This window comes from Uruburuella suis, from assembly GCF_004341385.1.
GTDB lineage: Bacteria > Pseudomonadota > Gammaproteobacteria > Burkholderiales > Neisseriaceae > Neisseria > Neisseria suis.
On the sequence record NZ_SLXE01000047.1, the window covers coordinates 1 to 12,610 of the forward strand.

A 12,610-nucleotide genomic window follows, 5' to 3' on the forward strand; every position below is an offset into this window, starting at 1 on the left:
GCTTCGGCTGCAAGTTTTCTTCCGTCTTCTTTTTCCATTGGGGAGAAATGGGGATTAATGTTGAAATTTCAATATTTAATTGCCGAATCTATAGTTTTGTATCACTTTTTCCTGCATTCCACTATATCTGTCGCACCCGCGCAGGCGGGTGCCTAGGGTCTGTTCACATTTCATCCGTGCGTAAGATTTTGAGCGCAAAAGCGCGTTTGCAAGGCGAAAAGCGCAGCAAGGTTGAATATCTGGCGAGCATTTTCAACGCAGCAGGCGCATTTTTGAGCCAGTATTGCCGCGTGATGAAATGTAAACAAACCCTAGGGTCTGTTCACAATTCTGAAAAATAAATTCTCTATAGAATCAAATGTTTATTGTTTTCGCTTTGATAATGCCTGCCTGCCCGACAACTGAAGCTGTGTTTCAGGCTGGGCGCCTGCCTGCGCAGGCGCAACAAAAAGGGTGTTTTGCGCAGGGCTCATTTTGTTTCAGACGGCCTGAAATTTAGGCAAAAGCAGAGGCTTTTTTAAAATGCCGCTCAGCCTTCAAAAATCTTTCCGGTCCGTCATTGCGGCTCAGGCCGTCTGAAAGATATAGAAGCCGCATCTTTCAGACGGCCTTTATTTATCAGGCATTCAGCAAATCTTCATCCAGCGTTAAATCTTCGTTTTTATTCACCGCCACTTTGCGCTTCAAAATGTTTTCGGCGATTTGCTGCGCTTCGCCGAGCGAATGCATTTGATAAGTGCCGCATTGATATTCGTTGAGCTCGGGAATCTGGCTTTGGTTTTGCACATCGAGCACATCCTGCATGGCGGCGAGCCAGGCATCGGCCACTTGCTGCTCATCGGGTGTGCCGATCAGGCTCATGTAAAAGCCGGTGCGGCAGCCCATCGGCGAAATATCGATGATTTCCACATAATCGCCGTTGAGGTGGTCGCGCATAAAGCCGGCAAAAAGGTGTTCTAAGGTGTGAATGCCTTTTTCGGGCAGAATTTCGTGATTGGGCACGCAAAAGCGCAAATCGTAAACGGTGATTTCATCGCCTTTGGGCGTGGTCATGGTTTTGGCCACGCGCACGGCGGGGGCGTGCATACGGGTGTGGTCTACTTTGAAGCTGTCCAATAAGGGCATGGCGGTTCCTGTGCATGTGTGTTGCAAACGGCCTTTATCATAACATTTTTTGCATGATAAAAGGCCGTCTGAACGCATGGTGTTCAGACGGCCTTTTGCCGGATTCAGTATCAGCGGCTCTCGGTGCGGCGCAGCGGGCGGTAGGCTTCATCGGCTTGAGCCTGTGCGGCGGCGGGCATCACCCATTGGGTGCGGTCGTCATTTTTTGCGGCGCGTTTGATGTTGTCGTGTTGCACCGTTTGCAAGCCGGCAATTTCGCCGTGGTCTTGTGCGTGCCATTGCGGCTGGTGGCTGCCTTTGGCGGCGGCCAAACCGGCAGACAAAGCAATGATGGCGGCGAAAGTGGTGATTGCGGTGTTTTTCATGAGGGTTTCCTTTTTCAATGATTTCAGTTGGTTTTGGGTATCAGGCATTGTTTGCCAATCGATGTGCGTATTGTATGGATTTTATTTTGATTGATAAATATGAATTTTATTGAACAACTATTTCCTAATAGGAAAATATAAAACATCAATATGGCCGTCTGAACGCATTGCTTCCAGACGGCCTTCAGCTTGATTCAAGCGATGGGTATCAACGACTTTCGGTGCGGCGCAGCGGAACGTAAGTGTTGTCGCTTTCGGTTTGTGTTTGGGCTGCGGGCGCGACCAATTTCACGCTGTCGTCGCTTTTTTCGGCACGCTCGGCATTATCTTTCGGCACAGCCTGCAAGCCGGGGATTTCGCCGTGGTCTTGCGTGTGCCAGCTCGGTTCATGGGCACCTTTAGCGGCCACAAGGCCGGCAGACAAAGCCGCAACGGCGGCAAAAGTGGTGATTACGGTTTTTTTCATGATGATTTCCTTTTCCAAATAATTTCAGCCTGATTGCGAAATCAATCCATTGTTTGCCAATGGATATGCATAGTGTATGAACTCCATTTGCGCAGATAAATGCACCTGATTTTAAAGGTGTGAAATTTTTCTTTAAGAGAAGCCATCAAAGGTAAAACAGGCCGTCTGAATAAATTTAGAAAGAACTTAATTGCCTAATAAAGCTCTAATTTAAGGCTATGCCAGATAATATAGCTGAAAATAAAGGATAAAATGCCACAGCGCTTCCGCGCCTTTTAGCACTTTATCCTTTATTTCATTATCACTATTCATGTTCGGCCTTCACCGCCATCATGCATTCAGACGGCCTCAAACCTCTGCAAAATACTGTTTATGCCATTTATGCCATTTATGCCATGCTGCCGACAATATTCAACCGCCGGTGAGCGCCATCACGCGGATGATTTTGTGCGGGTTTTCTACAAATTCGTGCTTTTCCGGCTTCATCATCATGGCGCCGCGAATCGCCGCTTCCAGCTCGGCATCGCTGCAGCCGTCGCGCAGCAAATCGCGCAGCGGCACTTTGTCTTCCTGCCCCAAGCACAAGTGAATATTGCCGGTGGCCGACAAGCGCACGCGGTTGCAGCTGGCGCAAAAATGCTGGCTCATCGGCGTGATCAGGCCGAGGGTGAAATCGCCGCTACCGCTTTGCCAATAGCGCGCGGGGCCGCCGCCGATTTTGCCTTCATAAGGTGTGAGGCCGAATTTCTGCTGCAAATCGGCGAGCACGGGTTGCAGGCTCACTTTGGCATGCGCCTGGCCGGTGGCGCCCATCGGCATGGCTTCGATCAAATTCAGGATAAAACCGTTTTCGATGCAGAAAGCCACCATGTCGTCCAAATCAATATCGTTGATGCCAGAGAGCGGCACCATATTGATTTTGATGCGCTCAAAGCCGGCGGCCTTGGCGGTTTTGATGCCTTCGAGCACTTGCGGCAGGCAATCGGTGCCGGTGATGTCTTTCACGCAATCGCCGCGCAGCGAATCGAGGCTGATATTGAGCCGGCGCACACCGGCGGCGCGCAATTGGTGTGCCTGCTTGCCCAATTGGGTGCCGTTGGTGGTGAGCGAAATATCTTCCACACCCGGTTGGCGGTTGATTTCGGCCGCCAAATCGGCCAAACCTTTACGCAGCAGCGGCTCGCCGCCGGTGAGCCGGAAGCGCTTGGTGCCCAGCCGCGCAAAAGCCGAAGCCACCCGCGCCAGCTCTTCGATGCTGAGCCATTCTTTGGGCACGGAAAAGCCTTTGAAGCCTTTGGGCAGGCAATAGGTGCAGCGCAAATCGCAACGGTCGGTCACGGAAATGCGCAGATAATCTACGGTGCGGCCAAATGCGTCGGTTAACATGGCAGTGCTCGCTTTAACGTGGTGTGGTGTAGGATATTATTTTTCAACGATTTTATTGTATGCCGCAGCGTGTTTTTTGTAGATGCTGCATTGTGCTTAGCGGCTAGTTATTTCGGCGGATAGGCCGGCTGCTTGAAATGATTATAAACGATAATGCCGCATAAAAAATCAAGAGGCCGTCTGAAAGCTTTCAGACGGCCTCTCTGATGATATTGAATCTTACTGCATTTCCGAGCGCTTGAAATGGCGCGGCCGAAAGCCCAGCGCCACCAGCGAGCCGAAATAAAGCACCACGCCCAGCGCCACCAGCGCCATCAGTTGTGCCGCCTTATGCAGGCCGTGCGCGCCCACCCATTGCAGCGGCAGATAAGCCTGTGCCGCCCACAAGCCGCCGCCCATCACCAAAAGCGCCAGCACAAGCTTGGCGATAAAGGTTTTCCAGCCTGCGCCCGGCTGATAAAGCCCTTTTGCCCGCAGCAGCACATAAAGCAGGCCCGCATTCAGGCACGCGCCCAAGCCGATGGCCAGCGCCAGCCCCACATGCTGCAAGGGGCCGACAAACACCAAGTTCATCAACTGCGTGCACACCAGCGTGAAAATGGCCACTTTCACCGGCGTTTTGATGTTTTGGCGCGCATAAAAGCCCGGTGCCAGCACCTTGATCATAATGAGGCCGATCAAGCCGAACGAATAAGCAATCAGCGCGTTTTGCGTCATCACGGCATCATTGAGGGTGAATTCTTTATACATAAACAAAGTGGCCACCAGCGGAAACGAGAGCACCGCCAGCCCCACCGCCGCCGGCATCGCCAACAGCATACACAGGCGCAAGCCCCAATCCAGCAGGGCAGAAAATTCCTGCGTGTTGTTGCCGGCCACATGCTTCGACAGCGTGGGCAGCAGAATCGTGCCCAAGGCCACGCCGAGCACGCCGGTGGGCAATTCCATCAAGCGGTCGGCATAATACATCCACGACACGCTGCCCGATTGCAGAAATGATGCAAAAATCGTGTTGATCACCAGCGAAATCTGCGCCACGCTCACGCCCAAAATCGCCGGCGCCATCTGCTTCATCACCCGATTCACCGCCGCATCTTTGATATTGAGCTTCGGCCATTTCAAAAAACCGAGCTTGGCCAGCCACGGCAGCTGAAAGCCCAATTGCAGCAAGCCGCCCACAAACACCGCCCACGCCAGCGCCATCACCGGCGGCTCGAAATAAGGCGCCAGCCACAGCGCAAACACGATAAACGAAATATTCAAAAACGTGGGCGTGAAAGCCGGAATGCTGAATTTGTGGTAAGTGTTCAGAATCGAGCCCACAAACGATGAAAGCGAAATCAGCAAAATATAAGGAAAAGTCACCCGCAGCAAATCCACCGACAGCGCGAATTTATCCGCATCTTTGGCAAAGCCCGGCGCCGACACATAAATCACCCACGGCGCGGCCAAAATGCCGATGGCGGTGACAATCACCAAAATAAACGACAGCAAACCGGCCACATGCTGCACAAAAGCGCGCGTGGCTTCTTCCGATTTCGTTTGCTTGTATTCCGCCAAAATCGGCACAAAAGCCTGCGCAAACGCCCCCTCGGCAAACACCCGCCGCAACAGATTGGGCAGCTTGAAGGCCACAAAAAAAGCATCCGTGGCCATGCCCGCGCCGAATGCGCGCGCAATAATCGTGTCGCGCACAAAGCCGAGTATGCGCGACACCATGGTTAAGCTGCCGACTTTGGCCAGCGCGCCGAGTAGGTTCATAGCTGTTTTCTTTTTAAAAGCGGTAACTATTCAAGCAGGCCGTCTGAAAGCTTTCAGACGGCCTTTGGTCTTATTAAAACTTAAAACGTAAACCCCGTTTCCAATTCATCATCGCCCACCAAATCCACCAGCAGCGCATAAAGCGGTGCCAAATCGTTGTAGCGGCGGGCGGCGCGGCGCAGGTAGTTGAGAAAGCGCGGAATTTCGGGGCGGTATTTGTCTTTGCCGTCGCGGTAGTAGAGCCGTGCGAAAATGCCGGCTACTTTCAAGTGGCGCTGCACGCCCATCCATTCAAACTCACGGTAGAATGCATCGAAATCGGCGCTCACGGGCAGGCCGGCGGCGCGGGCTTTTTCCCAATAGCGTATCACCAAATCGAGCACGAATTCTTCTTCCCACTCGATAAAGGCATCGCGCAAGAGCGACACCAAGTCATACGAAATCGGGCCGTAGAGCGCATCTTGAAAATCGAGCACGCCGGGGCGGCCTTGCGTGAGCATCAGGTTGCGCACGATAAAATCGCGGTGCACATACACTTGCGGCTGCGCGAGCAAGGGCGGCAAGAGCGTGTCTACCGTTTGCTGCCACCATTGGCGCTGCTTGAAATTGAGCGTTTTACCCAGCTCCTTGGCCACAAACCAATCGGGGAACAGGTTGATTTCGCGCAGCATCACTTCGCGGCTATATTCGGGCAATTCGCCGGCGCGGCTGGCTTTTTGCAGCACCACCAATTCGTCAATCGCTTCGAGCAGCAGGGCTTTGTGCGCGATTTCGCGCTCATCGTGCTCTATGGCGGCCAGAAACGTGGTGTTGCCCAAATCGGAAAGCGCCATAAAGCCCAATGCTTCATCGGCCGCCAGAACTTGCGGCACGTTTACCATGTCGAAAAGCTTTTGCACCTTCAAATAAGGTGCAATGCTCATTTTATCGGGCGGCGCATCCATGCAGATAATGCTCTGGCCGTCTGAAAACGTGGCGCGGAAATAGCGGCGGAAATCGGCATCGGCGGCGGCAAAGGTTAATTCTAAGCTTTGGTCGGGGAATATGCCTTGCAGCCATTTTTTTAATTCGGTTTGTCGTTGCATGGTGGTTTTCAGGTTAAAATAAACGCTATTTTAACATAGCGGCTGCTTGGGTTTGATAAATCTCATGGCAGGCATGCCGACTGGCAAACCGACTCTAAGGTGATATTTTGGCTCGTTCATTCTCATTCAAACCGCTGGTGTGGGCGCTCGCTGCGGCTTTTGGCGCGGCCGGCGCGCAAGCTGCCGATGATTTGTCGCTCGGCCGCACCTGCCTGAGCTGCTCGCCCGAAAAGCTCGGCGAAGAAGCCGCCGCCCATGCCGCGCCCGAAATCCGCAGAAGCGGTGAAGCGCCACTGCCGGCCGACTACACCCGCATCAGCGCCGATGAAGTGGCGGGGCAAACCAACGTTACCGTGCGCGCCGAGGGCGATGTGATTGTGGAGCGCAACGATCAGGTGCTCAATGCCAAATGGGTGGATTATAACCAAAGCAGCGATGTGGTTACCGCCGGCGAGGGCTTCACGCTCTATCAAAACGGCACCACCATCAGCGGCAGCAAAATCGAATACAACCTCACCGAAGGCAGCGGCAGCAGCACCGACACACGGCTGGATGCCGAGCACGACGGCCGCCGCTTCCAAAGCGTGAGCGAGCGCGCCCAAATGCAGGGCAACGGCCGATACACCTTAACCAACACCCTGTTCAACACCTGCCAACCGGGCGATGCGAGCTGGTATATCAAAGCCAAAAGCATCGAGGCCGACCAAAACACCGGCATCGGCGTGGCCCAAAATGCCACGTTGGTGTTTGGCGGCGTGCCCGTGCTCTACACCCCGTGGGCCGATTTTCCGCTCAACGGCAACCGCAAAAGCGGCCTGCTGGTGCCTGCGCTGAAAATCAGCTCCGACGGCGTGGAAGTGGAAACGCCTTATTATCTGAACCTAGCGCCCAATTACGATGCCACCATCACTCCCGGCATCATCACCGGCCGCGGTGTGCAGCTGGGCGCCCAATTCCGCTATCTGCAGCCCACTTATGCCGGCCGCATTCAGGGCAAATGGATGCCCGACGACCGCCGCAGTGAGCACAACAACCGCGCACACCTAATCTGGCAGCACCAGCAGCAATTCACCCCCACGCTTAGCGGCGGCATAGATTACAACCAAGTATCCGACAACGATTATTACCGCGATTTCTACGGCCGCGACGACATCGCCAGCAACGTCAACCTCAACCGCCAAGCCTGGCTCAACCACAACACCCGCTTGTGGGGCGGCACGCTCGACAGCTACGCCACGGTGCAGAAATATCAAACCTTGGCCAATTCGGATGGTTATAAAACCGAGCCTTACGCCCTCATGCCGCGCTTTTCCACCCGCTGGCAAAAGCCGCTGGGCAACGCCCAAATCAACGTGTTCGGCCAATACACCCGCTTCGAGCACGATGAAAAACAATCGGGCAGCCGCTTTGTGGTTTACCCGAGCGTGAAATGGGATTTCCACAACCAATGGGGCTATATCCGCCCCAAAATCGGCGTGCACACCTCTTATTACGATCTCGACAGCTTCGATGGCGCATCGGGGCGCACCACCAGCCGCACCCTGCCGATTTTCAATATCGACAGCGGCATGACCTTCGAGCGGCGCACCCGCTTATTTAGCAACAACTATATCCAAACGCTGGAGCCGCGCCTTTTTTACAACTATATTCCCACTAAATCGCAAAACGACCTGCCCAATTTCGACAGCTCGGAAAACAGCTTCAGCTATGACCAGCTTTTCCGGGAAAACCTCTATTCGGGCAACGACCGCATCAATTCGGCCAACAGCATTTCCACCGCCGTGCAAACCCGCATCCTCAACCCCGAAACCGGCGCCGAATTGCTCCGCGCCGGCATGGGGCAGAAGCTTTACATTAAAAACGACAACGTATTGCTCGACGGCAGCGTGAGCCGCTACCAGCGCAACCGCTCCGACTGGATAGGCTTTGTTCACGGCAACGTGAGCCAGAGCGTGAGCATCGACACCGATATCCACTACAATCAAAACCAAAGCCGGGTGGAAAACTTTGCCGCCGGCATACGCTACAACCCCGAAGCCGGAAAAGTGCTGAGCGCGCGCTACAAATACGGCCGCAACGAAAAAATCTACCTGCAAAGCGATGGCGACTATTTTTACGACAAGCTCAGCCAAGTCGATCTGGCCGCCCAATGGCCGCTGAAAAACAACCTTTATGCCGTGGCCCGCTACAACTACGCGCTCAACGTCAGCCGCCCGCTCGATATGCTCGTCGGCCTCGAATACAAAAGCGGCTGCGGCTGCTGGAGCGCCAGCGTGGTGGCGCAACATTACGTCACCGGGCTCAACAGCAGCAAAAACGCCGTGCTCTTCAGCCTGCAACTCAAAGATTTGAGCAATATCGGCAACAACCCATTCGAACAATTGCGCTTGGCCATTCCGGGCTATAGCAAAACCAACGAGGTAATTCAAAAATGAACCTGAAACCCCTGATGCTCGCCGCCTTTTTTGCCGCAGCACTGCCCGCCGCCCAAGCCGCCGATGTGAAAATGGTCGACGGCATTGCCGCCGTGGCCAACAACGATGTGATCACCTATCGCGACCTCAACCAAGCCGTGGCGCGCGCCCGTCAAAGCCTGCCCAAAGGCAGCAACGTGAGCGATGCCGAATTGCGCCGTCAGGTGTTGGGGCAGCTCATCAACCAATCGCTGGTGGTGCAGGCAGGCCAGCGCAACAATGTGGGTGCCACCGATGCCGAAATCGATGAAGCGCTCGCGCACAATGCCCAAAGCAACAAAACCACCGTTGCCGCGCTTTATGCGCAAGCCGCCAAACAAGGCATCAGCCGCAACGCCTTGCGCCGCAATATCGCCCAAAGCATCATCAGCCAAAAAGTGCAGCAGCAAGCCGTGATGCAGCATGCACGCGTGAGCGATGAAGAAGTGGATGCCTTTATCAACCGCGCCGCCCAGCAAGGCGTTACCCTGCCCGAAGGCGAGCCGGTGCGCCAATACCGCGCCCGCCACATTCTGCTGCGCGCCGACAGCGATAATGCCGCGGCTGCCGCCGAGAGCAGCATCCGCAAAATCTATAGCCAGGCACGCAGCGGCACCGATTTTGCCACCTTGGCACGCGAATACTCGCAAGACGGCAGCGCCGCGGCCGGCGGCGATTTGGGCTGGTTTGCCGATGGCCAGATGGTGCCGCAGTTTGAAGATGCTGTGCACCGCCTGCGCCCCGGCCAGGTGAGCGCACCGGTGCGCAGCCAATTCGGCTGGCATGTAATCAAGCTGGAAGAAGTGCGCGATGCCGGCACGCCCGAAGAGCGCCAGCGCAATGCCGTGCGCCAATATCTTGCCGAGCAAAAAGCCCAGCAAGCCAGCACCGATTTGCTGCGCCAATTGCATGAAAGCGCTTTTATCGACATCCGCACGCCGTCTTAAAGCATGATGCCGAGAGGCCGTCTGAAAAGTTTCAGACGGCCTCTTGTATGCGTGAAAGAAGAATAATACCCATTCAAAAAAATAATATACAAACGGGCAGTCTGTAGGTCGGATTCTCGAATCCGACACTTGTTCGCAGAACAAGCATCAGGGCCGCGGCAAATGCCGGGTTCGAGAATCCGGCCTGCAACCCAATCGTCCAAACAACCTGCAATCTGCCCCCGCCCCCTCAGAGAGCAGCTTAGAGTCTGCCGTGTTTGATGCGGGAGCGAGAATCGCAAGCGGCACGTTTGCCAAGCGGTGATGTGAAACAACTTGTTTAGCCATCAATGATTGATGACAAATCATGTCCACATTTGTTTTGGCCGCCAAATATCGGGCTAAAAAAAGTCCGAGCGGCGATGTATATAGTGGAATGCATGAAAAAGTGATACGGCAGGTAGGTTGGGTTGTAAACCCAACAAATCCACAAGCCGTCTGAAACGTTGGGTTTATCAACCCAACCTACGCCGTTGCAAAATGTAGTTTTGTGTCACTTTTTCTTGCATTTCACTATATTTTCAATATTTCATCAACAGAAAACCAACGGATAAACCATGAAAGCCATGATATTGGCCGCCGGCCGCGGCGAGCGCATGCGCCCGCTCACCGATACCTGTCCCAAACCCCTTCTCCAAGCCGGCGGCGAGCCGCTGATCGGCTGGCATCTTCGCCGCCTCAAAGCAGCCGGCTTCACCGAAATCGTAATCAACCATGCCTGGCTGGGTGCGAAAATCGAAGCGGCGCTGGGCAGCGGCGCGGCCTATGGCGTGCACATTGCCTATTCGCCCGAAGGGGAAAAAGGGCTGGAAACCGCCGGCGGCATTGCCACCGCGCTGCCGCTGCTGGGCGATGCGCCTTTTTTGGTGGTGAACGGCGATGTGCTCACCGATATTGATTTTAAAGCCGCTTTTGCCGCCGCCGAAGCCTTGCAAGCCGGCAATCTGCTGGCTCATTTGTGGCTGGTCGACAATCCGCCGCACAACAGCAGCGGCGATTTCGCCCTGCAAGATAATGGCAAAGTGGCTTCCGACACAGCCGCAGGCTACGCGCTCACCTTCAGCGGTATGGGCGTGTATCAGCCCGCGCTGTTCCGCCACACGCCGCGGCATCAGCCCGCCAAACTTGCGCCGCTGCTGCGCGAAGCCATGAATGAAAGCCGCGTGTCGGGCAGCCGCCACGCGGGGCTGTGGCTAGATGTGGGCACGGTCGAGCGCCTGGCCGAAGCCGATGCGCTGGTGCAAAGCGGGCGCATTTCTGCGTATTAAGCACAACAAATAACCGCCATCTTAATAGATGCACGCTTTGCCGCATGGTGCGCCATCCGTTGCTTGATGCCGTCTGAACGTTTTCAGACGGCATCAAATTTTTGGCTATATTGCCGCACCGATGAAAAACAGCTCAAACTCGTTATCAATTTCAAAACCATATTGAAATGTCTAAAAAAAGCTTGAATGCCACACAAGCTTATACTTTTGTCTAAAAATCTGCATGATTACTGTTGTGAAATACATAAATTCTGTATCATTCGACAACTTGTCAATCTGAAAAATCTATTTTTATGAATACCCCGGTTTCTTCCATTTCCGAACCGCGCTCCACTTGGCGCAGCAAATTGCAGGCCATCGGCCCCGGCGTGTTGATGGCTTCGGCCGCTGTCGGCGGCTCCCACATTATCGCATCCACGCAGGCCGGCGCGATTTACGGCTGGCAGCTGGCCATGATTGTGGTGTTGGTGAATCTGTTTAAATATCCGTTTTTCCGCTGCGGCGCGCAATACACGCTCGAAACAGGCAAAAGCCTGCTGGAGGGCTATCAAAGCAAAAGCCCGGCTTATCTGTGGGCCTTTTTTGTGCTCAATCTTTTTGCCACGGTGGTGAATATTGCCGGTGTGGCGCTAATCACGGCGGCGATATTGAGCTTTATGCTGCCGGGCATCGGCATCAATATTTTGGCCGGCGGCGTGCTGGCGGTAACGCTTTTGGTGTTGCTGGCGGGAAAATACAGCGCCTTGGACGGAGTGTCTAAATTAATCATGATTGCGCTCACGGCTTCTACCGTGGCGGCGGTGGCGATTGCAGCGGCCAACGGCGGCGCGCCGCGCGCGCCCGATTTTATCGAGGCTTCGCCGTGGAATATGGCGGCGCTGGGTTTTATCATCGCGCTGATGGGCTGGATGCCCGCGCCGATTGAATTCTCGGCCATCAACTCGCTGTGGGTGGCGGTGAAGCGCAAGCTGGACCATGTGTCGTATCAAGACGGTTTGTTTGATTTCAACGTCGGCTACATCGGCTCGGCCTTGTTGGCGCTGGTGTTTTTGGCGCTGGGGGCGCTGGTGCAATACGGCACCGGCACCGAGGTGAAGCTGGCCGGCCCCGCCTATATCGCCCAACTCATCGATATGTATGCCCGCACCATTGGTGATTGGTCGCGCTGGCTGGTGGCCTTTATCGCTTTTTTCTGCATGTTCGGCACCACGCTCACAGCGGTGGACGGCTATTCGCGCGCCAACACCGAAGCCTTCCGCCTGATTAAAGGTGAAACGAGCTACAGCACCCGCGCGCTCTATATCTGGACCGTGCTCGGCTGCGCCGCCGGCATGGTGGTGATTCTGTTTTTCAAAGGCGCGCTCGCACCGATGCTGAAATTTGCCATGATCACCGCTTTTCTCACCACGCCGGTGTTTGCCTGGCTCAACTTGATGCTGGTGCGCGGCGGCGCACACCGCATCAGCGGCGGCATGCTGGCTTTTTCCTGGCTGGGCTTGATTTACCTGGCCGGCTTTGCCGTGCTTTTCCTGCTGCAATTGGTGGGCGTGTTCGGTTGAGATAAGCCGGATAAAATGCATCGTGAAATGAATGGTGAACAGACCCTAGGGTCTGTTCACCATTCATCCGCGAGTAAGATTTTGAGCGCAAAAGCGTGGCTGCAAGGCGAAAAGCACAGCAAGGTTGAACACCTTGCGAGCATTTTCAACGCAGCA

The 12,610-nt window shown here is 54.8% G+C and carries 10 protein-coding genes and 1 pseudogene; 5 read left to right on the plus strand and 6 right to left on the minus strand.

Annotation, left to right across the window (positions count from 1 at the left end; translation table 11 throughout):
• Window positions 1–341, plus strand: a pseudogene (locus EV680_RS11975) (hypothetical protein); the annotation flags it as partial.
• 277 nt (window positions 342–618) lie between these two features.
• Here the strand turns inward: EV680_RS11975 and luxS are convergent.
• The 6 genes from luxS to amgK form a co-directional block, all read right to left on the minus strand.
• Window positions 619–1,125 carry an S-ribosylhomocysteine lyase gene (gene luxS, locus EV680_RS11295; protein ID WP_132954846.1) on the minus strand — a complete coding sequence of 169 codons (507 nt, stop codon included), beginning with the start codon at window positions 1,123–1,125 and terminating at the stop codon, window positions 619–621.
• Window positions 1,126–1,235: 110 nt separating this feature from the next.
• Window positions 1,236–1,490, minus strand: coding sequence for a hypothetical protein (locus tag EV680_RS11300; protein WP_132954847.1), 255 nt, complete (start codon window positions 1,488–1,490; stop codon window positions 1,236–1,238).
• A gap of 208 nt (window positions 1,491–1,698) precedes the next feature.
• Window positions 1,699–1,956 carry a hypothetical protein gene (locus tag EV680_RS11305; protein WP_132954848.1) on the minus strand — a complete coding sequence of 86 codons (258 nt, stop codon included), beginning with the start codon at window positions 1,954–1,956 and terminating at the stop codon, window positions 1,699–1,701.
• Between the two features lie 411 nt (window positions 1,957–2,367).
• On the minus strand, window positions 2,368–3,342 hold the full coding sequence (gene moaA, locus EV680_RS11310) for a GTP 3',8-cyclase MoaA (RefSeq protein WP_132954849.1): 975 nt from the start codon (window positions 3,340–3,342) through the stop codon (window positions 2,368–2,370).
• Window positions 3,343–3,561: 219 nt separating this feature from the next.
• A complete protein-coding gene (murJ, locus tag EV680_RS11315; protein ID WP_132954850.1) occupies window positions 3,562–5,103 on the minus strand; it encodes a murein biosynthesis integral membrane protein MurJ in 1,542 nt (513 codons plus the stop codon).
• Window positions 5,104–5,183: 80 nt separating this feature from the next.
• Window positions 5,184–6,188: an N-acetylmuramate/N-acetylglucosamine kinase AmgK gene (gene amgK, locus EV680_RS11320; protein ID WP_132954851.1), complete on the minus strand. Its 1,005-nt coding sequence runs from the start codon at window positions 6,186–6,188 to the stop codon at window positions 5,184–5,186.
• Between the two features lie 107 nt (window positions 6,189–6,295).
• Here amgK and EV680_RS11325 point away from each other — a divergent pair, with 107 nt between their 5' ends.
• The 4 genes from EV680_RS11325 to EV680_RS11340 all read left to right on the plus strand — a co-directional run bounded on the left by EV680_RS11325 (window position 6,296) and on the right by EV680_RS11340 (window position 12,454).
• Window positions 6,296–8,623, plus strand: coding sequence for an LPS-assembly protein LptD (locus EV680_RS11325; RefSeq protein WP_132954852.1), 2,328 nt, complete (start codon window positions 6,296–6,298; stop codon window positions 8,621–8,623).
• Window positions 8,620–9,588: a peptidylprolyl isomerase gene (locus EV680_RS11330; RefSeq protein WP_132954853.1), complete on the plus strand. Its 969-nt coding sequence runs from the start codon at window positions 8,620–8,622 to the stop codon at window positions 9,586–9,588. The genes EV680_RS11325 and EV680_RS11330 overlap by 4 nt, the downstream gene beginning before the upstream one ends.
• A 596-nt stretch (window positions 9,589–10,184) precedes the next feature.
• Complete coding sequence (gene murU, locus EV680_RS11335; RefSeq protein ID WP_132954854.1) at window positions 10,185–10,895, plus strand: N-acetylmuramate alpha-1-phosphate uridylyltransferase MurU; 711 nt, start codon at window positions 10,185–10,187, stop codon at window positions 10,893–10,895.
• Window positions 10,896–11,188: 293 nt separating this feature from the next.
• Window positions 11,189–12,454, plus strand: a complete 1,266-nt coding sequence (locus EV680_RS11340; RefSeq protein ID WP_132954855.1) for an NRAMP family divalent metal transporter — start codon at window positions 11,189–11,191, stop codon at window positions 12,452–12,454.
• The last annotated feature ends 156 nt before the right edge of the window (window positions 12,455–12,610 follow it).